Annotated in this window: 25 protein-coding genes and 1 riboswitch; of the genes, 9 read left to right on the top strand and 16 right to left on the bottom strand. The window is 74.8% G+C overall.

Features of this window, described 5'->3' with window-relative positions; genetic code table 11:
* The 3 genes from IR158_RS11220 to IR158_RS11210 all read left to right on the top strand — a co-directional run.
* A partial coding sequence (locus IR158_RS11220) for an HAD-IC family P-type ATPase (protein ID WP_291812984.1) occupies positions 1-863 on the top strand: 863 nt, incomplete at its 5' end.
* A gap of 195 nt (positions 864-1,058) precedes the next feature.
* Complete coding sequence (locus IR158_RS11215) at positions 1,059-2,018, top strand: SPFH domain-containing protein (protein WP_291812983.1); 960 nt, start codon at positions 1,059-1,061, stop codon at positions 2,016-2,018.
* Between the two features lie 317 nt (positions 2,019-2,335).
* The gene (locus IR158_RS11210) at positions 2,336-2,515 is read left to right on the top strand and encodes a hypothetical protein (protein ID WP_291812981.1); all 180 of its coding nucleotides are present in this window, start codon (positions 2,336-2,338) and stop codon (positions 2,513-2,515) included.
* A gap of 103 nt (positions 2,516-2,618) precedes the next feature.
* On the opposite strand, the gene IR158_RS11205 is transcribed toward IR158_RS11210, so the two are convergent.
* From IR158_RS11205 to IR158_RS11190, 4 genes are read right to left on the bottom strand one after another with little or no spacing between them, the layout of a single operon-like run.
* The gene (locus IR158_RS11205; RefSeq protein ID WP_291812979.1) at positions 2,619-3,404 is read right to left on the bottom strand and encodes an ABC transporter permease; all 786 of its coding nucleotides are present in this window, start codon (positions 3,402-3,404) and stop codon (positions 2,619-2,621) included.
* On the bottom strand, positions 3,401-4,360 hold the full coding sequence (locus IR158_RS11200; RefSeq protein ID WP_291812977.1) for an ABC transporter ATP-binding protein: 960 nt from the start codon (positions 4,358-4,360) through the stop codon (positions 3,401-3,403). Before IR158_RS11200 ends, IR158_RS11205 begins: the two co-directional genes overlap by 4 nt.
* Positions 4,357-4,662 (bottom strand): transcriptional regulator, encoded by a 306-nt coding sequence (locus IR158_RS11195; protein WP_291812975.1) that lies wholly within the window; start codon positions 4,660-4,662, stop codon positions 4,357-4,359. Before IR158_RS11195 ends, IR158_RS11200 begins: the two co-directional genes overlap by 4 nt.
* Complete coding sequence (locus IR158_RS11190) at positions 4,659-5,327, bottom strand: hypothetical protein (RefSeq protein WP_291812973.1); 669 nt, start codon at positions 5,325-5,327, stop codon at positions 4,659-4,661. The genes IR158_RS11195 and IR158_RS11190 overlap by 4 nt, the downstream gene beginning before the upstream one ends.
* A 225-nt stretch (positions 5,328-5,552) precedes the next feature.
* On the opposite strand from IR158_RS11190, the gene IR158_RS11185 reads away from it, so the two are divergent.
* Positions 5,553-6,293, top strand: coding sequence for a CPBP family intramembrane glutamic endopeptidase (locus IR158_RS11185; protein WP_291813351.1), 741 nt, complete (start codon positions 5,553-5,555; stop codon positions 6,291-6,293).
* A 6-nt stretch (positions 6,294-6,299) separates the two neighbouring features.
* On the opposite strand, the gene IR158_RS11180 is transcribed toward IR158_RS11185, so the two are convergent.
* Positions 6,300-6,872, bottom strand: coding sequence for an HdeD family acid-resistance protein (locus IR158_RS11180; protein ID WP_291812971.1), 573 nt, complete (start codon positions 6,870-6,872; stop codon positions 6,300-6,302).
* A 453-nt stretch (positions 6,873-7,325) separates the two neighbouring features.
* A complete protein-coding gene (locus tag IR158_RS11175; RefSeq protein WP_291812969.1) occupies positions 7,326-7,559 on the bottom strand; it encodes a hypothetical protein in 234 nt (77 codons plus the stop codon).
* Positions 7,560-7,737: 178 nt separating this feature from the next.
* Between IR158_RS11175 and IR158_RS11170 the strand changes: the two genes are divergently transcribed.
* Positions 7,738-10,320, top strand: coding sequence for a lysylphosphatidylglycerol synthase transmembrane domain-containing protein (locus IR158_RS11170; RefSeq protein ID WP_291812967.1), 2,583 nt, complete (start codon positions 7,738-7,740; stop codon positions 10,318-10,320).
* A 77-nt stretch (positions 10,321-10,397) separates the two neighbouring features.
* Here IR158_RS11170 and IR158_RS11165 read toward each other — a convergent pair whose 3' ends face one another.
* From IR158_RS11165 to IR158_RS11140, 6 genes are all read right to left on the bottom strand, one after another.
* A complete protein-coding gene (locus tag IR158_RS11165; RefSeq protein ID WP_291812965.1) occupies positions 10,398-10,535 on the bottom strand; it encodes a hypothetical protein in 138 nt (45 codons plus the stop codon).
* Positions 10,536-10,549: 14 nt separating this feature from the next.
* A riboswitch (cyclic di-GMP riboswitch) is annotated at positions 10,550-10,624 on the bottom strand.
* 252 nt (positions 10,625-10,876) lie between these two features.
* Positions 10,877-11,047: a CsbD family protein gene (locus IR158_RS11160; protein WP_227576680.1), complete on the bottom strand. Its 171-nt coding sequence runs from the start codon at positions 11,045-11,047 to the stop codon at positions 10,877-10,879.
* 31 nt (positions 11,048-11,078) lie between these two features.
* Positions 11,079-11,678: a 1-acyl-sn-glycerol-3-phosphate acyltransferase gene (locus IR158_RS11155; RefSeq protein WP_291812963.1), complete on the bottom strand. Its 600-nt coding sequence runs from the start codon at positions 11,676-11,678 to the stop codon at positions 11,079-11,081.
* The gene (locus IR158_RS11150) at positions 11,675-13,936 is read right to left on the bottom strand and encodes a SpoIIE family protein phosphatase (RefSeq protein ID WP_291812961.1); all 2,262 of its coding nucleotides are present in this window, start codon (positions 13,934-13,936) and stop codon (positions 11,675-11,677) included. Before IR158_RS11150 ends, IR158_RS11155 begins: the two co-directional genes overlap by 4 nt.
* A 98-nt stretch (positions 13,937-14,034) precedes the next feature.
* Positions 14,035-15,012, bottom strand: a complete 978-nt coding sequence (locus IR158_RS11145) for an aldo/keto reductase (protein ID WP_291812958.1) — start codon at positions 15,010-15,012, stop codon at positions 14,035-14,037.
* Positions 15,013-15,057: 45 nt separating this feature from the next.
* Complete coding sequence (locus IR158_RS11140; protein ID WP_291812956.1) at positions 15,058-17,052, bottom strand: penicillin-binding transpeptidase domain-containing protein; 1,995 nt, start codon at positions 17,050-17,052, stop codon at positions 15,058-15,060.
* A gap of 260 nt (positions 17,053-17,312) precedes the next feature.
* Between IR158_RS11140 and IR158_RS11135 the strand changes: the two genes are divergently transcribed.
* Positions 17,313-17,975, top strand: a complete 663-nt coding sequence (locus IR158_RS11135) for an N-acetyltransferase (RefSeq protein WP_291812954.1) — start codon at positions 17,313-17,315, stop codon at positions 17,973-17,975.
* Between the two features lie 30 nt (positions 17,976-18,005).
* Here the strand turns inward: IR158_RS11135 and IR158_RS11130 are convergent, their stop codons facing one another.
* Positions 18,006-18,854 carry an LLM class flavin-dependent oxidoreductase gene (locus IR158_RS11130; protein WP_291812952.1) on the bottom strand — a complete coding sequence of 283 codons (849 nt, stop codon included), beginning with the start codon at positions 18,852-18,854 and terminating at the stop codon, positions 18,006-18,008.
* A gap of 295 nt (positions 18,855-19,149) precedes the next feature.
* Here IR158_RS11130 and IR158_RS11125 point away from each other — a divergent pair, with 295 nt between their 5' ends.
* Both IR158_RS11125 and aroD read left to right on the top strand, forming a co-directional pair.
* Positions 19,150-19,707, top strand: a complete 558-nt coding sequence (locus tag IR158_RS11125; protein ID WP_291812950.1) for an ATP-binding protein — start codon at positions 19,150-19,152, stop codon at positions 19,705-19,707.
* A gap of 71 nt (positions 19,708-19,778) precedes the next feature.
* On the top strand, positions 19,779-20,594 hold the full coding sequence (aroD, locus tag IR158_RS11120) for a type I 3-dehydroquinate dehydratase (protein ID WP_291812948.1): 816 nt from the start codon (positions 19,779-19,781) through the stop codon (positions 20,592-20,594).
* Between the two features lie 40 nt (positions 20,595-20,634).
* On the opposite strand, the gene IR158_RS11115 is transcribed toward aroD, so the two are convergent.
* The 3 genes from IR158_RS11115 to IR158_RS11105 all read right to left on the bottom strand — a co-directional run bounded on the left by IR158_RS11115 (position 20,635) and on the right by IR158_RS11105 (position 22,820).
* Positions 20,635-21,225 (bottom strand): winged helix-turn-helix domain-containing protein, encoded by a 591-nt coding sequence (locus tag IR158_RS11115; protein WP_291812946.1) that lies wholly within the window; start codon positions 21,223-21,225, stop codon positions 20,635-20,637.
* 19 nt (positions 21,226-21,244) lie between these two features.
* Positions 21,245-21,385, bottom strand: a complete 141-nt coding sequence (locus IR158_RS11110) for a hypothetical protein (protein WP_291812943.1) — start codon at positions 21,383-21,385, stop codon at positions 21,245-21,247.
* A 94-nt stretch (positions 21,386-21,479) separates the two neighbouring features.
* Positions 21,480-22,820: an AI-2E family transporter gene (locus tag IR158_RS11105; RefSeq protein WP_291812941.1), complete on the bottom strand. Its 1,341-nt coding sequence runs from the start codon at positions 22,818-22,820 to the stop codon at positions 21,480-21,482.
* Positions 22,821-22,928: 108 nt separating this feature from the next.
* Here IR158_RS11105 and IR158_RS11100 point away from each other — a divergent pair, with 108 nt between their 5' ends.
* Complete coding sequence (locus IR158_RS11100; RefSeq protein ID WP_291812939.1) at positions 22,929-23,486, top strand: GNAT family N-acetyltransferase; 558 nt, start codon at positions 22,929-22,931, stop codon at positions 23,484-23,486.
* The last annotated feature ends 13 nt before the right edge of the window (positions 23,487-23,499 follow it).

The raw sequence follows: 23,499 nt of genomic DNA, 5'->3' as shown, positions 1-23,499 counted from the left end.
CCCCCTCAGGCGTGACAGTGCAATCCAGTCACGGTGCAGGAGCGGGCGGCGACGTGGCGGTCGGGGCGGACGGTGTCGCGATCGGTGCGGACGAGGTGCGGGAGTTCCGCGCCGACGCCGGCCGGGGTGTCAGCGGCGTGGTCCGCACCGCCCACAGCGGTGTCGGGCTGGCCCGCCGCGTGCTCGTCGGGCGGCTCGGCTGGCTCGACGAGCAGGGCGTGCGCACCGACGAGGTCGCCGCCGCGGTCGCCGCCGCGGAGGCGGACGGTGCGACGGCCGTCGTCGCCGCGTGGGACGGGCGGGCGCGCGGCGTCCTCGTCCTGCGGGACCCGGTGAAGCCGACGTCGACCGACGCGATCCGCGAGCTGCGTGCACTCGGACTGCGGCCCGTGCTGCTCACGGGCGACAACCGGGGCGCCGCCCTGGCGACGGCCCGCGCGGTCGGCATCGCGGACGAGGACGTCGTCGCCCAGGTCATGCCGGACGAGAAGGTCGCGGCCGTCGAGCGGCTGCAGGCCGGTGGCGCGCGCGTCGCGATGGTCGGGGACGGCGTGAACGACGCCGCGGCGCTCGCGACGGCGGACCTCGGCCTGGCGATGGGCACCGGTACGGACGTCGCGATCGAGGCGGCCGACCTGACCCTCGTCCGCGGGGACCTCGCCTCGGCTCCGCAGGCCATCCGGCTGTCGCGGCGCACGCTCGCGGTGATCCGGCAGAACCTGTTCTGGGCGTTCGCGTACAACGTCGCGGCGATCCCGCTCGCGGCGCTGGGGCTGCTGAACCCGATGATCGCGGGTGCTGCGATGGCGTTCTCGTCGGTGCTGGTGGTGACCAACAGCCTCCGGCTGCGCCGGTTCGCCTGACACCCACGGACACCCTCCCGCCGAGCGCGGTACTCGACCGCCGAGCGCGGTGCCTACGAGTACCGCGCTCGGCGGTCGTGTGCCGCGCTCGGCGGGCGTGAGCGCGGCGCGGGCGGCGGACGCGGGCACGTGCGCGTCGTGCTAATGTGCTATCACATTGATAGCGCGCGAGCGCCCGTCTCCCCGGAGGTCACCATGCCCGACACCGTCCCACCGCAGGAGTCCGTCGGCGGCGACCCCAGCGGACGTCCCGTCGGCCACGCCGGCGCACGCGTCGACGTCGCCGAGCGTGACGCCTGGGCGACCGGCGCCGGCGGCGGTCTCGTCGCCCTGCTCCTCGCGCTCGGGGCGATCGGCGGCTCGATCCCGCTGTTCATCCACGCGGAGACGACGGGCGCGGACGCGTGGGGCTTCCTCGGCGTCGGCCTGATGGTGCTGGGCGTCGTCATGTTCACCGGCGTGGCCGTGATCAGCCCCGGTCAGACGCGCGTGGTCCAGTTCTTCGGCCGCTACATCGGGACCATCCGCCGCACCGGCCTGGTCCTGACGGTCCCCCTGACGACGCGCAAGAACGTCTCCGTGCGCGTCCGCAACTTCGAGACCAATGAGCTGAAGGTCAACGACGCCGACGGCAACCCCATCAACATCGCGTCGATCGTCGTGTGGCAGGTCGCCGACACCGCCAAGGCGACGTTCGCGGTCGAGGACTACGCCGACTTCGTGCGCGTGCAGTCGGAGTCGGCACTGCGGCACGTCGCGATGTCGCACCCGTACGACCACGCCGACGACGGCGAGAACTCCCTGCGCGGGGCGACCGACGTGGTGTCCGCGGAGATCGCCGCCGAGGTGGCGGCGCGCGTCGTCATCGCCGGCCTCGAGGTCGTCGAGGCCCGCATCTCCAACCTCGCGTACGCCCCCGAGATCGCCCAGGCGATGCTGCAGCGCCAGCAGGCCGGGGCGATCATCGCCGCGCGCGAACGGATCGTCGAGGGCGCCGTGTCCATGGTCGAGAGCGCGCTGGGCCGTCTCGAGGCCGACGGCATCGTCACGCTCGACGACGAGCGTCGCGCCACGATGGTCTCGAACCTGCTCGTCGTCCTGTGCGGGGAGTCCCGCGCGACACCCGTCATCAACACCGGCAGCCTGTACGGGTGACGGACGGGCCGGTGGACGCGGGGCACGAGGACCCGGACGGCGCGCGAGGTGCCGCGCCGCCCGGGGCCGTGCCCCCGCAGGGGGACGTCACGAACGCTGGATCGCACTCTCACGCGGGGGGTGGGGGTGCTGGATCGCACTCTCACGCGGGGGGCGGCGATGCTGGATCGCACTCTCACGCGGGGGGTGGGGGTGCTGGATCGCACTCTCACGCGGGGGGTGGCGCGGGCGGGTCCGGAGCTCGCGCCGCGGAGGGCCATGGCGAGGGCGATGCGGACGGCGGCGACGGGCGGCCGGCGCGGCGCGAGCGGCGGCAGGTGCTGCTTCGCCTCGACCCGGCAGTGCACGACGCCGTCGCGCGGTGGGCCGCCGACGACCTGCGCAGCGTCAACGCCCAGATCGACCTGCTGCTGCGCCGCGCGCTGAAGGACGCAGGACGCATGCCGTCGACGGCGGCCGCACCACCGCGTCGCGGCCGCCCCCGCACGACCCCCTGACCCGTCCCGTTCCGGTCGAGCGCGGCACACCCGTGCCGAGCGCGGTACACACGAGTACCGCGCTCGACGGTCGAGTGCCGCGCTCGACGGGTGCGGGGTGCCGTCAGCGGAAGCGGCGGCCCTCGTCGCGACGGACCGCCCAGACCGCGAGCGCCGCGAACACGGCGGTCCACGCCAGCAGGACCGGCAGGGCGAGCGCGCCCGCCTCGACGCCGGTGCTCACCTGCACGACCAGGTCGCGGGCCGCGCGCGACGGCAGGGCCTGGGAGATCGTGTCGAGCCAGCCCGGGAAGGCCTCGGGCGGCATGAACAGCCCACCGGCGAACGCGAGCGGGAACAGCACGCACTGCACGACGGCGAGCGCGGCCTTGGTGGACATCGCGAAGCCGATCGCCATGCCCAGCAGCGTGAACGGCACGGCGACGCCCGCCACCATCGCGAACGTCCCGAGCGCCTGCGACCACGTCAGCGACGCGGCCGTCAGCGTGGCCCCGATGATGACGGGCGGCACGAGCGCGAGGTACGCCCACATCAGGCCGTTGACCACGCGCCCGGCGAGCCGTGGCCCGGGCCGCGCCGGCAGCGTGCGGACGAACGTGTCGAAGGGATGCGCACGGTCCTCGGCGACGCCCGCACCGTGCGTGAACATGCAGGCCGACATGATGGCGAACGTCCCGAGCTGCGCGACCGCGGCGGTGGACGCGACCGGGTTCGACGTGATCGCGCTCTGCGGCACGACGAAGAACACCAGCGCGAGCGCGGGGAACAGCAGGTTGCCGATCACGGCGATCGGCACGCGGACGGTCTCGAGGAACTGGTAGCGCGTGTGCAGCCACGCGAGGGAGCCCCAGGGGCGCAGGGCCGGTCGGGTCACGGTGGTGGTGGTCATCGGGTCACCTCGGGGACGGCCGTCGGGGCGGGGGGTGCGTCGTGCGACGTCAGGGACAGGAACGCCTCCTCCAGCGAGGCGCCGCGCACCTCGAGGTCGGTGAACGGCACGGCCCGCTCGACGAGCGCCCGCACGGCCGCGTCGGCGTCCGACGCGACGAGCGTGACGCGGGTGCGGCCGGGGACCTGCCCGGGGGCGTCGGTCGCGTCGACGACGTCCTGGACGCCGGGCAGGGCCAGCAGGTCCGCGGGCCGGCCGGCGCCGAGCGTGAGCGTCACGCGGCGCACGGCGACCAGGTCGAGCACGCGGGCGAGGGTGTCGTCGGCGAGCACGCGCCCCCCGCCGACGACCACGACGCGCTCAGCGAGCGCCTCGATCTCCTCCAGGTAGTGGCTGGTCACGATGACGGTCGCACCGTCGCCGTGGTAGTCGCGCAGCGCCTGCCACAGGATGTGGCGGGCCTCGACGTCGAGACCCGTCGTCGGCTCGTCGAGCAGCACGAGCCGGGGGCGGCCGACGAGCGACAGCCCGACCGCGAGGCGCCGCTTCTGCCCGCCGGACAGCGCGCCGGTCTGCCTCTCGGCCAGGTCGGTGAGCCCGAACCGGGCGAGGACCTCGTCGCGCGGCATCGGGTGGGCGAAGTGCCCGGCGACGAAGTCGACGACCTCGCGCACCTTGAGCGTGTCGGGCAGGCCCGTCTCCTGGGGCGTCGTGCCCAGGGACGTGCGCGACGCGGGGTCGCGCGGGTTGCCGCCGAAGACGCGGACGGTGCCCGCGTCGGGTGTGCGCAGGCCCGTGACGAGCGAGAGCAGGGTCGTCTTGCCGGCCCCGTTGGGCCCGAGCAGCCCGACGAGCTCACCGGCCTCGACGCGCAGGCTGACGTCGTCGAGCGCGGTGACGGCGCCGAACCGGCGCGTGACGTGCTCGACGAGCACGGGGGGTGCGGTGGCGGTCATTCCTGTGCTCCCTTGAGCAGCTCGGTCAGGGTGAGGGTGTAGCGCTCGAACGCGGCGCGTCCGGCGGTGCTGAGCTCGACGTAGGTGGCCGGCGTGCGGCCGACGTGCGTCTTGGTCTGCGTGACGTACCCGGCGTCCTCGAGGCGCCGCAGGTGCGTGGACAGGTTGCCGGCCGTCATGTCGAGCAGCTTCTGCAGCCGGGGGAAGGACACGCGGTCACCGCGCTCGAGGGCGGCCAGGGTGGCGACGACCCGCAGCCGCGACGCCGAGTGGATGACCGGGTCGAGGTCGACCTCGCTCACGCGCGCCTCCGGTGCAGCGCGGCGAGCAGGCAGGCGACGAGCATGCCGCCACCCCCGGCCAGGGACATGACGAGGTAGCCGTCGGGCATCGCGACGAGGCTCGCGGCCGCGGCGGTCGCGATCATCCAGGCACCGATGAGGAACAGCGAGAGCTGCTGCCACAGCGCACCACCGGCCATGTAGAGCAGTCCGACGACGAGGCAGGCCGCACCGTTGGCGACGATCGCGATGATCTCGGGGCTCGCGCCGGCGCCGACGACGCCCGCGACGATGAGCCCCTGCCCGAAGAACCCGATGCTCCACGCCCAGCCGTACATCATGCCGACCTGCCTGCTCGTGCCGGCGACGCCGTGGGTCGCACGGGCGATGTGCACGAGCGTGACGACGAGCGCCGCGACGGCGACGGCCGCGAAGACGAGTCCGCCCTGACCGGTGGCGGTCCGGGTGGGTGACGCGGTCGCGGTCCACCACTGGGCGGCGTACCCGACGAGCCAGGCGACGCCCCACACGCCGAACAGCAGGCGGTCGTCGACGTCGGAGTCGCGCACGCGGCGCTGCTGGGCGGCGACGATCGCGAGGCCGGCACGGGGGTCCGGCGGGGCGTCGTCGAGGTCTGCGAGAGGTGCGCCGTCGTCGGGGACGCCGCGTGGGTCGGTCCGGTCCATGGCGTCCTCCTGGTGCGTCAACTTTGCGATGCAAACCACTTTGTCACTGCGCCGCAACAGCGTCAAGACCTCGGACCCAGCGCCCCCGCCAGACCTGGCCCGTAACCTGCGAGGGTGGGACGAACCGTCGACGCGCACGAGGACGACGCAACGCAGGGTTCCGGTGCGCGCGGGCCCCGCCGCCCGGGACCGCCGGCGCCGGACCAGCGGGCGGTCTCCCGACGGTTGACCGCCGAGATCTGGATCGTCCTGGGTCTGTCGCTGGGGAAGTCGGCCGTGTACGCGGTCGTCTCGCTCATCGCCAAGCTGACCGCCGGCCCGCCGCTCGCGCAGCAGACGACGACCCTCAACCCGAGCCAGTCGCCCCGGCCCTACCTGGACCTGACGTACCAGCTGCTGTCCATCGGGTTCGCCCTGCTGCCCGTCGCGCTCGCGCTGTACCTGCTGTCGGCGAACGGCCGCTCGGCGGTACGGCGCATCGGGCTCGACGGCGCCCGCCCGTGGCGCGACCTGGGGATCGGGATGGGCCTCGCGGCCGCCATCGGGATCCCCGGCCTGGGCCTGTACGTCGCCGGGCGGGCCCTCGGCATCACGGTCGAGGTCCAGGCGTCGGCCCTCAACGCCGCGTGGTGGACGGTCCCGGTGCTCATCCTGGCCGCGCTGCAGAACGCGCTGATCGAGGAGGTCATCGCCGTCGGCTACCTCATGGAGCGGCTGCGCGACCTGCGCTGGAGCACGCCGGCGATCATCGCGGCGAGCGCCCTGCTGCGCGGCTCGTACCACCTCTACCAGGGGTGGGGCCCGTTCTTCGGCAACGTGGTCATGGGCGTCGTGTTCGCGGAGTACTACCGACGACGACGCCGCGTCATGCCGCTCGTCGTCGCGCACACGGCGCTCGACGTCGCGGCCTTCGTCGGCTACGCGACCCTGCCCGACGAGTGGCTCGAGGCGATCGGCGTCATGTGACGCGCGTCAGGCCAGCGGGTCCCTCGTCAGGTCCCGCACCACCTGACGCACCGCGAACCCGCTGACGACGTTGATCGCACCGCCGACGAACGCGAACAGCCCGAGCACCACACCGAAGAAGGCCAGCACCCCCTGCGGGCGCGCGATGAGCAGCACGGCGAAGAGCGTGCACACCAGGCCGAAGGTGAGCGGCCAGTGCCACCCCCCGAGGCGCGCGCGCGACTGCGCGACGGCCGCCAGGATCGACACGACACCGAGCACCAGCAGCCACGCCGCCAGCAGGAAGAACAACACGCGGACGGTCGGCTCGGGCCACAGCACCACGACCGCACCGACGCCGATCCCGGCGAGGCCCTCGACGACCCACCACCCCCACCCGGGCGACCCGCGGTCCGTCAGGCCCAGCACCACCGAGACGACGCCGTCGACGACCGCGAAGATCCCGAACAACCACACGATCGCCTGCACCGATGCCGCCGGCTGGGCCATCAGCAGCAGCCCGAGGACCAGCAGCAGCAGGCCGCGCAGCACGGGCAGCCACCACGCCTTGCTCAGCGTCCGTGACATCTGGGCGGTCATGTCGTCGACCATCGTGATCCCCCTCGCCGAGCCGTCCGACCCGCAGGAGGTGGCGCGGCGTGGCCGCGCACCGACACCCCTGAGCCGAACGTAGCGCGCCCCACCACGACCGGCGCGCCGAGCCCGCCCCCTCCCAACCCCGGCCGTGAGAGTGCGATCCAGCTCCCGGACTCGACTGGATTGCACTCTCACCACTGGGGGTGAGGGCTGCCGGGCCCGAACCCCGGCCGTGAGAGTGCGATCCAGCTCCCGCACTGGACTGGATTGCACTCTCACCACTGGGGGTCAGGGCTGCCCGGGCCCAACCCCCGGCCGCGAGAGTGCGATCCAGCTCCCGGACTGGACTGGATTGCACTCTCACCACTGGGGTGAGCGCTGCCGGGCCCGAACCCCGGCCGCGAGAGTGCGATCCAGTTCTCGGACTGGACTGGATTGCACTCTCACCACTGGGGGTCAGGGCTCGCGGCGGCGGCCGCCGTACTTGCGGTGCACGGCCTGCTTGCTGACGCCGAGCATGGTGGCGATCGCGACCCACGGGACGCCGGCGGCGCGGGCGCGGCGGACGGCGACGGCCTCACGGCGGTCCACCTCGGTCCGCAGCCGGTGCAGGGCGAGCAGTGCGCCGAGGGGGTCGTCGTCCTCGGCGCGGGCGACAAGAGCGGTCATGTCGGCCTCCTCCTGGGTCATGCGTGCTCCTCGATCGACGTCAGGGCGTCAACACATGTTGACCCCTGCATGCGGTCTCGTCAACATGTGTTGACCCCGGGGATGGAGGCGAATCGATCCCGCAGGTGGAGACGCCCGTGCGCACGACCCGCCGTAAGGAGGACGAGCCGGAAGCACCCCCCTGCCTAGACTCGCCATCATGCCCCTGTCGACGCCCGCACCGGAGGGTGCCGGAGTCGACCCCGACGACGGCAGGCCCGCGGCGCCCGCGGCGCCCACGACGACCCCGACGACCCCGACCGGCACGGTCCGTGCCGTGCGCTCGCGCGTCGACGTGCGCGACGTCCGCCCCCCGCGCGTGCACCGCCCCAGCGACCTGCTCGGCGTCACGCTGACAGCGCTCCTCGCCGTGCTGGTCGCCATCCTCGCGACGTACGCGCAGAACACGACCACGGGCGTCGCCGAGGACGTGCAGGGGTTCGCGACGCTGCTGCGCCGCATCCTGTTCGTGCCCGTCAACGTGCTGGTCGGGTTCACCACGGTGGTCGTGCCGATCGCCGTGCTCACCGAGCTCGCGCTGCGGCGACTCGGGCGCCAGCTGCTGCAGTCCGTCGTCGCAGCCGTCGCCGCGATGCTGGTGGTCGCGGCACTGCACTGGACGTTCCAGACCTTCGGCTCCGAGGAGCTCGTGCGCGGCCTGTCGGTGCGCCTCAGCGCCGGGTGGGCGCTGACGATCCCCGAGTACACGGCCATGCTGACCGCCCTGCTCACCGTGTCCGGACCGCGCGGTCGGCGGCGCAGCGTCGCGTGGTCGTGGAACCTGCTGTGGGTCACGACGGGCGTGGTCATCATCACCGCCGGCGTGTCGCTGCCCGGCCTGGGCCTCGCGCTGCTGGTGGGCCGGGTCGCCGGTCTGGGTGTGCGGTACCTGGGCGGCGTCGACCCCGAACGCGCCTACGGCGACGCGCTGCTGGCCGGGATCCGCCACGCCGGCGTCGAGCCCGCGGCCGTCGTGCGCGTGCCCGACCCCACGATCGAGGCCGACCGCACCCCGGCCGTCGCCGACGCGCTCGCCCTGCTGCCGCAGGCCACGCCCGCGCAGCGTGCCCTCGTGCGCGCGTCGGGTGACCGGCTCTACGACGTCACGACCGACGACGGCCGCCACCTCGACCTCATCGCCTTCGACGGGGACCGCCAGGTGGTCGGCATGCTGACGCGGCTGTGGCGCAGCCTGCGGCTGCGTGGCCTCGAGGGCCGCTCGGCGCTGTCCCTGCGGCAGGCCACGGAACGCGCCGCCCTGCTCGCCTACGCCGCGCGGGCCGCCGGCGTCCGCACCCCCCAGCTGCTGAGCCTCGCCGAGGCCGAGGACTCGATGCTCCTGCTGCAGGAGAAGACGGGTGCCGCGGTGCCGCTGTCCGACATGGACAGCGAGGACGTCGACGACGCCGTGCTGGACGCGATCTGGGAGCAGCTGAGCCTCGCGCACGCCGCCGGCATCGCGCACCGGGCGCTCACGTCCGACGTGATCCTCGTCGAGCGTCGCCCCTCCGCGCCCCGCGTGTGGATCACGGCCTGGGAGCAGGGGGACGTCGCGTCGTCGGACCTCGCACGCCGCATGGACACCATGCAGCTCATCGCCCTGCTCGCGCTGCGCGTGGGAGCGGCGCGAGCCGTCGCGTCCGCGGCGCGGACGCTGCCCGCGGCCGACATCGAGTCGATCGGCCCGCTGCTGCAGACGGTCGCGCTGCCGCGCCGCACGCGCGAGGAGATGCGCGCCCACAAGGAGGTGCTCGCCGAGCTGCGCTCCGCGCTGGTCGCGCGCCTGCCCGAGGCGGACGTGCAGCCCGAGCAGCTCGTGCGCTTCGGAGCCCGCACGCTGCTGACCATCGTGCTGACGGTCGTCGCCGTCTTCGCCGTGCTCGCGTCCGTCAACGTCGCGCAGATCGGTCCCGTGCTCGCCGCCAGCGACTGGCGCTACTCCGTGCTGGCGTTCGCCCTGGGCCTGGTCACCCTGCTGGGTGCGGCACTGGCGTTCGTCGCCTTCTCCCCCGTGCGCCTGCCCGTCTGGCGCGCGACGCTCGTGCAGACCGCCGCGACGTTCGTCTCGCTCGCCGCCCCCGCCGGCATCGGGCCGGCCGCGCTCAACCTGCGCATGCTCACGCGGCGCGGCGTCAACGCGTCGCTCGCGGGAGCGACCGTCGCGCTCGTGCAGGTCAGCCAGTTCGTCACGACCCTGCTGCTGCTCCTGGTGCTGACGGTGACGTCGGGCGTGCAGTCACCGAACCCGTTCTCCGTGCCGTCCACCGTGCTGGTCGTGCTCGCGGCCGTCGCCGCGGCCATCGGCGGCGCGCTGCTCTTCCCCGGCGTGCGGACGTGGGCGCAGCGCACGGTCGGCCCCACGGTCCGTCAGACCCTGCCCCGACTCATCGAGCTGCTCGGGCAGCCGTGGCGCCTCGCGCTCGCCCTCGGCGGCAACATCCTCATGACCATGGGGTACGTGCTCGCGTTCGACGCCGCGCTCATGGCGCTGGGGCAGGACGCCTCGCTCGTGCAGGTGGCGCTCGTGCACCTCACCGGCAACGCGGCGGGGTCCGTCATCCCGACGCCTGGTGGCATCGGGACGGTCGACCTCTCGCTCGCCGTCGGGCTGACCACGATCGCCGGCGTGAACGCCGGTGTCGCCACGACCGTGGCGCTGCTGTTCCGCGTGCTGACGTTCTGGCTGCGCATCCCGCTCGGGTGGGTCGCGATGCGCTACCTGACGCGCGTCGGCGAGCTCTAGGGTCACGCAGCCCTGATCCGGTCGGCCGTCGCGTCGCCACGACGGGCCGAGCGGGCAGGAGCTGTACGGACCTGCTCTCAGGCGGCGAGCGCGTCGCGCTGCGAGGGGACGTTCAGCGAGGCCTCAAGACGGGCGGCGATGGCTGCCCAACGGCCGAGCGGGATGACCTGCGGACGAACCTCGTGCGGCTCCGCTGCCGAGTTGCGCTGGTCCATCACGAACCCCTTCGTTCGGTAGCCCGGCTGACCCCGTGGGTCCCGTGGCTTTGCGTCCCCCCCTCGCGGAGGGTTTGCCGTTTCGCTGACAAGTCCGACATTAGACGGCTCTCACGGAGAACGGAAGCGATACGGGACGCCTGTCCTGGACGACGGCCCAATTCACCCGGTCGGTGGATGTTCGCAGGTCCGGTCGGGCGGCGTGTCGGCCCCGACGGGCTGCTCAGGCAGGTCCGTCCGGGTGAACCGCCCCCCGTCGCGCACGGACGCCCCCGCACCGGCAGCGGTGCGGGGGCGTCCGGGGTTGCCGTCGGCACCGGTCGTGCCGGCGCCGCAGACCGTCAGCGGAAGGCGTCCTTGACGTTCTCGCCGGCCTGCTTGAGGTTCGCCGAGGACTGGTCGGCCTTGCCCTCGGCCTCGCGCTCCTCGTCGCCGGTGGCCTTGCCCAGGGCTTCCTTGGCCTTGCCGCCGGTCTCCTGCGCGCTGTTCCTGATCTTGTCGTCCAGACCCATGGGAGTTCCCTTCGTCGGTGACGGGACGACGCTAGGCCGGGTCGGACGACCCCGCATCCGCAACGCCCTCGTCCCGCAGCCGCGGCTCGGTGCGGCGCGCCGGGACGAAGCCCGACTTGTCGGCGTAGAACGCGCGCACCACGTCCATGTCGGCACGCACGTCACCGGTCAGGGTCAGCGTCGGTCCCAGGCCCGCGGTCATCGTCGTGCGGTCCACGTACCCCAGGGTCACCGTCAGGCCGACCGCCCGCGCGATGCGGTAGAAGCCCGACTTCCAGCCGGAGCCGGACCGGCTGCCCTCGGGGGTGATCACGAGGTAGAACCGCTCGCCCGCGGCCATGCGCGCGACGATGTCGTCCACCAGGCCGGCCGGGTCGCGCCGGTCCACCGGGATCCCGCCCAGCGCCCGCATCAACGGCCCGGCCGGACCCTGGAAGAGGGTGTGCTTGCCCAGCCACTTGAACTGCAGCTCGGCCTCCCAGGCGATCGCGAGCATCAGGACGAAGTCCCAGTTCGACGTGTGCGGCGCGCCGAGGATGATGCCGGCACCGTCGCGCGGGACCCGCTCCGTCCGCAGCGTCCACCGGCTCACCCGCCAGAACGCGCGGGCCGCCGCCCGCCGGGCGCTCACGGCCGGGCCCCCGCGGGCAGGTCGACGTCCCGGCAGAGCAGCAGCAGCGTCATGTCGTCCTTCGAGTCCGGGTCGGAGCAGTCCGCGACGACCTCGTCGATGTCCACCGGCACGGTCGGGTCCGGCCGGTCGAAGTGCTGGATGAGCCGGTCGATGCCGTCCGCGAGCGCTGTGGAGCGGGAGTCGACCAGGCCGTCGCTGTACAGCACCATGCCCGCGCCCGGCGCGAGGTGCAGGTCGACGACCTGCGGGTCGCCGGATCCCACACCCACCGGCCGGTCCACGCGCATCGGCAGCAGCGCCGCCTGGCCGTCGGCCGTCAGCCGCAGCGGGCGCGGGTGGCCGGCGGCGCCCACGGACGCGCGGCCCGTCAGGGGGTCGACGACGACCACGACGACCGTCGCCATGTCCTCGGGCATCGTGCGGCGGGCGAGCTCGTCGATGTCGACCAGGGCCTCGCGCACGTCCTGGCACCGCATGAGGTAGGCGCGCAGCGCGTTGCGCAGCTGGCCCATGGCGGCGGCCGCACCCAGACCGTGCCCCGCGACGTCGCCGACCACGACCGCGAACCGCCCGTCCGGCAGCTCGAGCGCGTCGTACCAGTCGCCGCCGACCCGGCCACCGGCCGCGGGCACGTACCGCGCCTGCAGCGCCCAGCCGGGCACGGTGGGCAGGTGGCGCGGCAGCAGGGAGAGCTGCACGGTGTGCGCGGCCGTCATCTGCCAGCGGTTGCGCACGATGATGACCTCGAGCAGCCGGCTGCGCAGGTCCTCGACCGCGCGCACGTGCTCGGGGGCCCACGGCTCGCACCGGCCGCGCACCTCCTCGCGCCACCGGTCGAACGACTTGCGGGGGCTCAGCCGCACGTGGTCGCCCTCGCGGCCGGCGATCGCCTTGTTCTGCGGGTCACCGCCCCAGTAGATGTCCCGCACGTGCTCGTCGCGCAGCCAGACGACGACCTGGTCGTCCGGCAGCCGGACGGCGAGGAGCCCGGCGACACCGGGCAGCGACGCCGCCAGCGCCGGGTCGCTCACGCCCAGGGCCGTGCGGACCGTCACGGGCTCGGGCTGGTCCAGCACCCAGGAACGCAGCGCGTCGACGTCCACGGCCGCCTCGCCCGCCGTCGCGGTCCGGCCGTCGGCGACGACGACCAGGCCGTGCGCCGGCACCACCGACAGCAGGCCGGGACCGTCCCCGGCGAGCGCCTCCGCGAGCCCGTGGTCGTGGTCGCGTGCGACGCGCAGGACGCGCGCGATCTGCGCCTGGGCGGCGAGCTCGCGCTCCAGCTCACGGTCCTGCGCGCGCGCGACGAGCCGCAGCGACAGCGCCGACCCCAGGAACTCCGCAGCCGCCCGCACCCCGTAGGGCACCGTGTGCGGGCCCGCGTAGTGGTGGCACGCGATCAGCCCCCACAGCCGCCCGTCGCGCAGCAGCGAGATCGACATCGACGCCCGCACGCCCATGTTGCCCAGGTACTCCAGGTGCACGGGCGAGACGCTGCGCAGGACCGAGTGCGTGAGGTCGAGCGGCTCGCCCGAGGCCCCGTCGACCACCGGGACCAGCGCGGCGGGCGAGTAGCCCACGTCGGGGATGAGCCGCACCCAGTTCGTCTCGTACAGCGCGCGGGCCTGGGCGGGGATGTCCGAGGCCGGGTAGTGCAGCCCCAGGAACGGGTTGAGGTCCGCACGGCGGGCCTCCGCGACCACCTCGCCGTTGTACTCGGCGTCGAACCGGTAGACCATCACGCGGTCGAACCCCGTGAGCGCCCGGACCTCGTCGGCCGCCACGTCGTAGAGCTGCTCCAGCGGACCGGCGCGGTTGAGGCGCTCCAGCGCGCCGCGCACGGCCTGGTACGTGTTGGGGAACGAGAACGGACGCGGGCCGTTGGCCGCCTCGAGCTCCACGACGAGCAGGCCGCCGGCCGGCGCCCGGTGCAGGATCGCGTCCACGACGACGGGACCCCGCGGTCCGGCGACCTCGACCACCACGGGGTTGCGCGCGCGCAGGTCGCCGAACGTGCGGACGTGCGCACGCAGGACGTCGGCCGCGGCAGCCCCGACGACGTCGGCGAGGGGCGCACCCAGGGCGTCCGGCACGGCGATGCCCGTCAGGTCGGTCAGGTTCGCCGACACGTGCCGCACGACGAGGTCCGGCTCCGAGAGCGCGAGCAGGACCCCGTGCGGCTGCACCGAGCCCGGGACGCGGATCGGCTCGTCCGCGCAGGTGTCGAGGTCGGCCGTCGCCGTCCCGTCCGTCATGCGCGCTCCGTCCCCCGGCGCGCGGCGCGCGCTCACGTCGTCGGTGAGGTTAGTCGATGGCCCGCCGGCCGGATCGCGGCGGTGTGCACGTTCGGCCCTCAGCCGTCGAACGGGGCGTCGAGCCAGGTACCGGACGGCGGCACGAGAGTCTCGAGCTCGTCGAAGAGGTCGTCGGGGAGCACCGCCGCGGCCGCCGCGAGCGTCTGGACGACCCGCTCCGGCTGCGACATCCCGACGATCGTGGCCGCGAACCGCTCGTCGCGCAGCGAGAACTGCAGCGCCACCGTCCTCAGGTCGGTGCCGTACCGGGCGCACACGGCGCGCATCTCGTCGACCGCCTCCAGCAGCAGCGGCGGCGCGGGACGGTACCCGTACGACGGCGTGCCGCCCGGGCCGCGGGCCAGGATCCCGCCGCCGTACACGGCGGCGTTGAGGACGCCCATGCCCTGCGACCGCGCCTCGGCGATGATCGCGCCGGCGGACCGGTCGACGAGCGTCCAGCGGTTGTGCACGAGCAGGACGTCGAACACGCCGAGCGCCAGGTAGCGGGCCATCTCCTGCACGCGTCCGCCCGCGAGCCCGATCGCCCCCACGGCGCCCGTGTCGCGCAGCTCCACCAGGGCCTCGACCGCCCCGTCCGGTCCGGTGAGGTCGTCGAACTCGTGGAACTCGGGGTCGTGCAGGTGGACGAGCGGCAGGTGGTCCAGGCCGAGCCTGCTGCGTGACTCGAGCACCGAGCGGCGCACGCGCTCGCCCGAGTAGTCGCCGCCCTCCGGGTCCACCTTGGTGGCGACCACGTACCCCGGAGGCAGTCCGCCGACGGCCGTCAGCGCAGCACCGATGCGGCGCTCGCTCTCACCGCCCGAGTACCCGTTGGAGGTGTCGATGAACCGGATGTCGCTCTGCAGCGCCGCCCGGACGGTGTCGATGCCGAGCTCGGGTGAGACGTCGTGCCCGTAGTTCTCCGGCATGCCGCCCAGCGGGCTGCCACCGAGCGCGAGCGCGCTCACGGTCAGGCCCGTGCCCGGCAGCGGGCGTAGCCAGCCGGGACCTCCCGGCACGTGGCGTGCGGTCATCGTTCCCCCCTGACGTCGACGTGCCTGCGGCGGGGCGTCCTCGCGTCAGCCGGCCAGGAACGCCTTCAGCAGCGGACCTGCTGTCGTCGAACCGTAGTCCCCCTCGCCCACGAACACCGCAACCGCGAGGTCGCCCTGCAGGGCGATCATCCAGGCGTGGTTGCGCAGGTCCGCGTCCTGACCGAACTGCGCCGTGCCGGTCTTCGCGAGCACGGGCTCGCCCGGCACGTCGGCCAGCAGACCGGCGCCGCCCTCCGTGACGACGGCCCGCATCATGGCCTGCAGCGCGGCGGCCTCGTCCCCCGTGAGCGGCAGTGCCGGCGGCAGGTCCGCGGCGTCGTCCGCGGGCTCGTCGTCCACCGCGTCGTCCGCGGGCTCGTCGGTCGTCGCGGCGTCCTCCCCGCGCACCACCAGGGACGGGACCACCGTGCGGCCCGCGCCGACCGACGCCGCGACGGTCGCCATCCCCAGCGGGGAGGCGAGGACCTCGCCCTGACCGATGACCGAGGCGGCGTGGGCCGTCGCCGACGCGCCGTCCGGCACGGTCCCCAGGAACGCCGGGAACCCGAGCTCCGCCGCCGGCTCGAGGCCGAGCGACCGCGCCGCGGCGAGGAGCGCGCCGTCACCCGCCAGGTCACGGGAGCCGATGAACGCCGTGTTGCAGGAGTGGGCGAACGCCGTCCGGAACGGCACGTCGCCGAGGGCCGCGGCCGGGTAGCCGGGGAAGTTCTGGAACGAGCGCCCGTCGACGGTGGTGGTCGGCGGGCAGCTCACCGAGGAGTCCGGCGTCAGGCCGCCGCGCAGGTAGGCCAGGGCGCTGACGACCTTGAACGTGGAGCCGGGTGCGTACTGCCCGACGGTGGCGGTCGACAGGCCGCCGCTGCCCGGGCCGTTCGCGGCCGCGAGCACCTCGCCCGTCGACGGTCGCACCGCGACGATCGCCGATGCCGGCGCCAGGCCGCTGAGGACGCCCTCGGCGCGCTGCTGCAGGACCGGGTCGAGGGTCGTGCGCAGCGGCTCACCCGCGACGGGCGGCACGTCGAGCAGGACGCGCGACGCGCCGGACCCCTCGGCGACCGCCTGGACCACGACACCCGGGGTGCCGCGCAGCTGGGCGTCGTACTGGCGCTGCAGCCCCGACAGTCCTGTCTTGTCACCCGCGGCGACCGCGCCCGCCGACGCCTCGACGATCTCCGCGGTCGCGTCGCCGACCGTCCCCAGGATCGCCCGCGCGAACGTGCGGGTCAGCGCGAGCGGCAGCTCGTCCGCGACGACGTTGACACCGGGCAGCGCGTCGAGCGCGGCCACGTCGTACGCGGGGTCCCCCGCCCGCACGACGATGGCCTCGACGAACGCCTGCGGTCCCGCGTCGGCGACCCGCTGCGCGTACGCGTCGGCGTCCATCGCGAGCGCGGCCGCCAGGGCACGGGCTGCGGCGTCCGGGTCGGCCTGCGCCTCGGCGACGTGCTGCTTGTCGATGCCGATCCGGGAGACGGGCCGCTTCTCGACGAGGGGTGCGTCGCCCTGGCCCAGGACCGGGCCGCGTTCGGCCGCCCGGCGGCCGACGGTGAGGCGCTCCCCCTCGGTCAGGTCGGGCGCCAGCAGCGGCAGCGCCCAGCGCGCGCGCCACGGCTGCTCGTCGTCGTCCTCGTCGCGCACCAGCTGCGCCGCCGCCGTGTACGTCCAGTCCGCGTCGGTCCACGGCACGTCCCACGTGACGGTGAGGGGCGCGGTCGCGGTCAGCTCGTCGTCGGCGAGGGCCACGTCACCGACCTCGACCGTGGCGACCGACTCCCCCAGCCCTTCGACGACCGCGGTCCGCGTGGCGGCCAGGTCCGCGGGTGCGGGGGCGTCGGCGTCCAGCGGCACGTCCGTGAAGTCCCCCGACTCGAGGGCGGAGGCGAGCGCCTCGGCGGCCGGGCGCGCGTCCGGTGCGTCCGCGCTGCAGCCCTGCAGCGCCACCACCGTCAGGGCGACGACCGCGCCCGTCCCGGCCCACCGCCGGGCACGGGCCCGTCCCGTCGTCAGCGCCGTACCCACCGTGATGTCCTCCTGTCGTGTGCCCCGCGTCCAGCCCTCGGATCCGGGCGGGCGCGCACGACGTCGTGGCGCCACGCGCGGGGACCGTCTGAGCCTGTCATCCCGGCGGGCTCGCACGGCACGGTTTTGCTCGGATCTTCACCCCTCCTCCCCAGCCGGGTGCGCCCCGCACGGTCTCGCAGTGCGCGGCGGAGCGGGCCACCGGGTCAAATCCGTCGTTCCGGTTGCACCTGGACGCACGTCCGGGTGACGATGCGCTCATGGACGCAGGGGGACGGCCAGAGACGACGTCGCGCGTCGACCCGCCCGACTCGCTCGGGTGGCTCGACCCCCGCGACCGCACGCAGGCGGCGGCGGTGCTGGCGGCGGCCCTGGCGGACGACCCCGGCTACGCCCACCTCTTCCCCGTCACCGCGCGGCGCACGCGCGAGCTGCGCGAGGTGTACCGCATGACCCTCGCCGACGGTCTGCGCCACGGCCGGGTGCTGGCCACCAAGCTCGGCGACGAGGTCACCGGTGTGCTGGCGATCTACCCGCCGCAGACCTACCCGATGACCCTGGGCCGTTGGCTGCGGCAGAGCGGGCGACTGGCCCGCATCGCCCTCCACACGCGCGAGCACAGCCGGGGGATCATCCGGTTCGGCGAGCTGACGTCGCGCGGCGTGCCCCAGGACAGCTGGTACGTCGAGGCCTTCGGGGTCCGCCCGGACCTGCAGCGCGCGGGCCGTGGGAGCGTGCTCCTGCGGCGGTTCCTCGCCGACCTCGACACCCTGGGCGCCCCGTCGTACCTGGAGACGACCAACCAGACGAACGTCGGCTACTACCGGCGTCGCGGGTACACCGACGCGCATGCGGTCGTCCCGCTCGCCCCGGCCGGCCCGCTCATCTACCCGATGTCCCGCCCCGCCCGCGCACCCTCCTGAGGGACGCCGCGTCCGACACGCCGCGGCTCCTCACGGCCGGGGCGGCCCCTGGCGCACCCGCTCGCGCAGCGTCTGCGGCGTCGCGGTCGACGGGTCCCACAGCGCGTCGATGAACCAGGTGGCACCGGCCTCGGCGAGCGCGGCGAGACGGTCGCGCGCCGCGCCGCGGTCCGCCGGCAGCGCACCGTGCAGGACGACGTCGAACGGTCCGGCGTCCGCGGCCCGGTGCTCCCGCACCCACGCGACGACGTCCGCGACGTCCTGCGGCTCGAGCTCCTGCTCCGCGCGCTCCCCCCGGTGCTGCGGCACGACGCCGTCGTAGCGGACCGCGCGCCCCATCGACCGGTCCGAGGGGAAGGAGCCCACGACCCACAGCGGGATGCGCGTGCGGCCGTCCGGCCGCGCGACCGGGACGGGCCGCAGCTGCATCCCGTCGACGTGCAGGTGCGTCCCGTCGACGTCGAACCGCTCACCCGTGAACGACCGGTCGAGCACCGTCAACGCGTCGTCGAACCGCTCGGCGCGTTCCCGGAGCGTCGCCGCCTCGCCGGTGACGCCCGCCACGGCGCGGTCCATGGGGACCCCCAGGCCCACCGGGAGGACGAGCCGCCCGCCCGACAGGTGGTCCACGGTGACCGCCTGCTTGGCGAACACCCAGGGGCGCCGGCGCGGCAGCGCGAACACCAGCGCACCGAGCGTGACGCGCTCGGTGCGCACGGCCGCCGCCGCGAGGACCGCCCACGGGTCCCACGCCTCCATGCCCTCGAGGTCCACGCCGTCCCACGTGAAGAACCCGTCCCAGCCGTGCTGCTCGACGTCGACCGCGAGGTCCACCACCTCGTGCACCGTCCCGAAGCTGCCCACGAACCCGAGCTTCATCGCCGTCCCCCTCGTCCTGATGCGCGTCCACAGGCCTTGCCCCGACCTCGTCCCGACGTTACCGACGCCCTCCGACACCGGAGTACCCTCTGCCCCGTCCGGGCAGGTCCCCCTGCAGGTCCGGGGACGAGGCGCCCGTCGACGCGGTCGGACAACCGTCCGTGTCGGCGGCGACACGGCCCGTCCCTCGGTGGTGGGATCGCGCGAGGACGCCTACCGTGGCGGAAACGCCGGGCACGGACACGCCGAGACGGACGCGGGCGAGGGCGAGGAGCCGGGAGGGGGTGCGGGAGAGATGAGCGACGAGTACCGGTTCACGTCGCCCGACGCCCCCGACGGCGTGAGCCTCCCGAGCACCCCGGCGCCGCTGCCGCCCGCCGCGCTCCCGCCGGACGACGCGCTCTCGCACGCGCCGGCCGGGCGCTCCCTGCCGGCCACCCGGCCGGGTGCCGAGTTCGTCCCGGTGCGCCGGTGGGTGCTCGAGGACCCCGTCGAGCTGCGGGCCCTGCGCAGCGACCTGCGCGACCAGCTCGCCGCGTCGGTCGCGCCGTCCGACGACACTGACGGCGTGCCGGACGACGTCGTGCTCGTCACCTCGGAGCTCGCCACCAACGCGCTGGCGCACGGGCGCACCCCCGCCCAGGTCCAGCTGCTCCTCGACGGGCACGAGGTGCTCGTCGTGGTGTCCGACGGTGACACCGCGCACGCGCCGGTCCTGGCCGCCGGCCGCGAGGCCGGCGAGGGCGGGTTCGGTCTGCAGATCGCTCGCCGCCTGTCCTCCGACGTCGGCTGGTGGGCCGACGCGTCGGGCAAGCACGTGTGGGCGACCTTCGCCGCCCGTCCCACCACCTGAGGGCCCGACCACCCGAGGGACCTTCCCGGACGGACGCCGCACCCGCGCCGCGATGCGGCGACAATCGACGCATGACGACGATCGACGGCGTGCTCCGGCTGCGCGGGACGACCCTGGGCGCGGGGACCCCGCAGGTCTGCGTGCCGATCGTGGCGGCGACGCCCGAGGACGCCGCCGCGGCCGCCCGGGCGCTGCCGGACGGTGCCGCGGACGTCGTCGAGCTGCGCCTCGACCACCTCACGGGATCGGCCCTCGACCCCGCGGTCGCGCGCGCGGCCGTCGCGGCCGTCCGGGCCGCGCTGCCGGCGACCGTCCCGCTACTCGCGACGTTCCGCTCGGCCCGCGAGGGCGGGGCGCAGGCCGCCGACGACGACGCCTACGCGGCGATCGTCGACGCGGTGATCGACGGCGCGGTGATCGACGGCGCCGGGGCCGAGGGTGCCGAGGTGGGCGGGCGGACCGCCGACGCGATCGACGTCGAGCTCGCGACACCCGGCGTGGCGGACCTCGTGTCCCGGGCGCGGGCCGCCGGGCTGGCCGTCGTCGTGTCGCACCACGACTTCGCGGCCACGCCGCCGGCCGACGAGATCGTCGCGCTCCTGCGCCGCCAGCGCGACGTCGGGGCCGACGTCTGCAAGGTCGCGGTCATGCCGCACGACCCGGACGACGTCCTGGCCCTGCTCACCGCGACGCGCGCGTTCGCGCGGGACGCCGACCGGCCGGTCGTGACCGTCGCGATGGGCGCGCTGGGCGTGGTCAGCCGCCTCGCGGGCGGCGTGTTCGGCTCCGCGATGACGTTCGCCAGCGCCGGGGCCGCGAGCGCGCCCGGCCAGGTGGACGTCGATCGTCTGCGCGCCGCCCTCGCACTGCTGCACGACGCCCGCTGAGGGCCCGGCGCCGGACCGTCCTGCGGGCCGGGTCGCCGGCTCAGTCGCGCAGCTCGGGGTGCAGCACGCCGAAGAACCGTGCGAGCACCGCACCCTCGGGCCGCAGCGACGGGTCCTCGTCCCGCCCCTCGAACGCGTCGGCGAGGGCCGTGAGGCGCGACGCGAGCTCCTCGAGCTCGTCGGGCGTCGCCCACAGCCGCTGGGCGGTCAGGACGGTCGTCCGGACGCGGCTCGGGTCGGCCGCGCGCGGGTCGGCGAAGTAGTCGGCCGCGCGCGCGGCCTCGCGCTGGACGACGACCGCGGCGACCGACGCGACGTCGCGGATGGACTCGGCGTCGGTCGGGTCGGGCTCCAGGCGCCGCGAGCGGTGCACCGGGCGCCAGGGCTTCTCGCGGCCCCTCGGCTCGGTCCGCTCGACGAAGCCCGCCTTCTCGAGGCTGCGCAGGTGGAACGAGCAGTTGGCGACGGTCTGGTCGGTGCGCTCGGCGACCTCGCTCGCGGTCGCCTCGCGCAGGTCGTCGAGCAGGTCGAGGATCTCGACGCGCAGCGGGTGCGCGAGCGCGCGCAGCACGGCGGGGTCGGACGTGCGCAGCGCGGGGGCCGGTGCCGGCGTCGGGGCGGTGTCGGTCATGCGGGTCTCCTGACGACGGTCAGAGCACCCGGGTGCGCAGCTGCGCCTCGGCGAGCAGCCGGTCGCGGCGGTAGGCCTCGAGCTCGGCGGTGCGGTCCCCGGGGCGGGTGCTGCGTGGGACGCGGGGGGTGCGGGCGGGGTGGCGGGTCGTGCGGTTCATGGTGGTCCTCCTGTGCGCTTGTCACTCGGACAGGACCTGCAACAGTCCTTGCGCAAGATTTATTGCGCAAGGACTGTTGCGACTTTGCCGGACGTCAGACGTCACCGTCCCCGCGACGGTCGTCCTCGCGCCGGTCGACCTCGCGCGCCGCCTCGCGCGCCGTGCCGGGATCGCCGCGCCCCGCCGGGTCGCCCGCGTCCTCGTCGTCGCCCGCGTCGTCGTCGCCCGCGTCCTCGTCGTCGTCGCCCTCCCCCGGGTCGTGGAGCATGTGCGAGCGCACCAGCTCGTGCCGCTGCACGTACGTGGTGGCCACCGCCTGGATGGTCGCCGCGATCGGCAGCGCGAGGAACGCCCCCAGCGCACCGAACACCGCACCGAACGCCAGCACGACGACGAACGACACCGCCGCGTTCATCTCCAGCGCGCGCGCCGACACCTTGGGCGCGAGCCACAGGTTCTCGATCTGCTGGTAGCCGAGGATGAACGCGAGCACGCCGAGCGCCTGCGGGAAGCCCTGCGACGTCAGGGCCACGGCGACGGGCAGCGCGCCACCGATGTACGTGCCGATCGTCGGCACGAACTGCGAGACCACGCCCGTGAACAGCGCCAGCGGCAGCGAGTACGGCGTGCCGAGGATCGCGAGGAACGCGAAGGTGGCCGCCGTCGCGATGGCCGCCAGCACGATGCGCGTGGTGATGAAGTCCGAGACCTTGACCTGCGTGACCTCCCACAGCCGCAGCACCTCCTGCTGCCGGTCCGGCGTCAGCCAGCGGCAGATCGACGCCCGGAAGCGGGGGCCGGCGGCCAGCAGGTAGTACGTCACCAGCAGGATCGTCAGTGCCGCGAACACCGCGCCGAGGATCGTCGTGCCCACCAGCAGGGCACCCGAGGCCACCTCGCCGCCCCACTCCTCGGCGCCCTGGCGCACGAGCTCGTCGACGGCCGGCACGTCGACCCCGAACCGCGACTCGATCGCCTTCTCCGCCGACGTGTAGAGGTCCGGCACGTAGCCGACGAGCTGCACGAGCTGCTGGACGAACAGGTTGCCGAACAGCGCGAACACCACGATGGTGACCGCCAGGCCGCCCAGGAGCGCCACGGCCGCCGCGCCGCCGCGCTTCCACCCGTGCCGCACCAGCCACACGACGATCGGCTCGAGGGCGAGCGCGATGAAGAAGGCGATCAGCAGGTTGACCAGCAGCGTCTGCAGCGCGCCGAGCGCGCCCCACGCGAAGATCCCGACGAACACGGCGAGCACCGCCATCGCCAGGGCCTTGCCCCACCAGCGCGGGGGGCGCCGCGCGTCGTGCTGGAGCGGGCGCGTGCCCTCGTCGCCGGGGGCTGCCGGCGCCCCGAAGACGGGCGTCGCGCCGTACGTGGTGCCGACCCGCGGCGCCGAGCCGGTGCCGAGGTCGGGGGTGGTGTCGGTCGTCACGGGGTCCTCCGCGGTGGGCGGGCGTGGTGCCCGGGGGCCAGGGGCCGGGCGCACGGTCGGGGTGCGCCGGGTCACACCCTAGGGGCGAGGTGCCGCTAGTGTCCGGACATGAGCAGCGGCTCCGCCGACCCGTCCTCACCGGCCGTCGCGGTCCGCGACGCGGACCTGACGGACGCGGCCGCGTGCGCCGCGATCTACGCCCCGTACGTGCGCGACACCGCGGTCTCGTTCGAGTCCGTGCCGCCGACGCCCGAGCAGGTCGCCGACCGCATCGCCGCCGCGCTCGCGACGCACGCGTGGCTCGTCGCGACGCTCCCGCCGGACGGGCGCGTCGTCGGCTTCGCCTACGCGGGACCGTTCGCCGCGCGCCCCGCGTACCGCTGGGCGTGCGAGACGAGCGTGTACGTCGAGCCGGGCCGGCGCCGCACGGGTGCCGGACGTGCCCTCGGCACGGCGCTGCTCGCACGCCTGACCGCGCTGGGCTACCGCCAGGCCGTGGCCGGCTACACCGAGCCCAACCCGGCCAGCGCCGGGTTGCACCGGGCGCTGGGCTACGAGGTCGTCGGGACGTTCCGGGCCATCGGCTTCAAGCACGGCACCTGGCACGACGTGACGCGCGTGCAGCGCGCGCTCGGGCCGGGCGCCCGCACGCCACCGGCCACCTGAGTCCCGGGCCGTC

Origin of the sequence: Cellulomonas sp., assembly GCF_015234515.1 — a bacterium.
In the GTDB taxonomy this organism is placed as follows: domain Bacteria; phylum Actinomycetota; class Actinomycetes; order Actinomycetales; family Cellulomonadaceae; genus Cellulomonas.
This window is presented reverse-complemented; position numbering and strand designations above follow the sequence as displayed.

Coding starts and splice junctions, on each gene's coding strand:
- IR158_RS11130 (WP_291812952.1), bottom strand. CDS start 18,854: ATGAAGCTCGGGTTCGTGGGCAGCTTCGGGACGGTGCACGAGGTGGTG.
- IR158_RS11215 (WP_291812983.1), top strand. CDS start 1,059: ATGCCCGACACCGTCCCACCGCAGGAGTCCGTCGGCGGCGACCCCAGC.
- IR158_RS11200 (WP_291812977.1), bottom strand. CDS start 4,360: ATGACCGCCACCGCACCCCCCGTGCTCGTCGAGCACGTCACGCGCCGG.
- IR158_RS11205 (WP_291812979.1), bottom strand. CDS start 3,404: ATGACCACCACCACCGTGACCCGACCGGCCCTGCGCCCCTGGGGCTCC.
- IR158_RS11150 (WP_291812961.1), bottom strand. CDS start 13,936: ATGACGGACGGGACGGCGACGGCCGACCTCGACACCTGCGCGGACGAG.
- IR158_RS11115 (WP_291812946.1), bottom strand. CDS start 21,225: ATGACCGACACCGCCCCGACGCCGGCACCGGCCCCCGCGCTGCGCACG.
- IR158_RS11175 (WP_291812969.1), bottom strand. CDS start 7,559: ATGACCCAGGAGGAGGCCGACATGACCGCTCTTGTCGCCCGCGCCGAG.
- IR158_RS11165 (WP_291812965.1), bottom strand. CDS start 10,535: ATGGACCAGCGCAACTCGGCAGCGGAGCCGCACGAGGTTCGTCCGCAG.
- IR158_RS11170 (WP_291812967.1), top strand. CDS start 7,738: ATGCCCCTGTCGACGCCCGCACCGGAGGGTGCCGGAGTCGACCCCGAC.
- IR158_RS11190 (WP_291812973.1), bottom strand. CDS start 5,327: ATGGACCGGACCGACCCACGCGGCGTCCCCGACGACGGCGCACCTCTC.
- aroD (WP_291812948.1), top strand. CDS start 19,779: ATGACGACGATCGACGGCGTGCTCCGGCTGCGCGGGACGACCCTGGGC.
- IR158_RS11100 (WP_291812939.1), top strand. CDS start 22,929: ATGAGCAGCGGCTCCGCCGACCCGTCCTCACCGGCCGTCGCGGTCCGC.
- IR158_RS11180 (WP_291812971.1), bottom strand. CDS start 6,872: ATGACCGCCCAGATGTCACGGACGCTGAGCAAGGCGTGGTGGCTGCCC.
- IR158_RS11110 (WP_291812943.1), bottom strand. CDS start 21,385: ATGAACCGCACGACCCGCCACCCCGCCCGCACCCCCCGCGTCCCACGC.
- IR158_RS11135 (WP_291812954.1), top strand. CDS start 17,313: ATGGACGCAGGGGGACGGCCAGAGACGACGTCGCGCGTCGACCCGCCC.
- IR158_RS11125 (WP_291812950.1), top strand. CDS start 19,150: ATGAGCGACGAGTACCGGTTCACGTCGCCCGACGCCCCCGACGGCGTG.
- IR158_RS11160 (WP_227576680.1), bottom strand. CDS start 11,047: ATGGGTCTGGACGACAAGATCAGGAACAGCGCGCAGGAGACCGGCGGC.
- IR158_RS11145 (WP_291812958.1), bottom strand. CDS start 15,012: ATGACCGCACGCCACGTGCCGGGAGGTCCCGGCTGGCTACGCCCGCTG.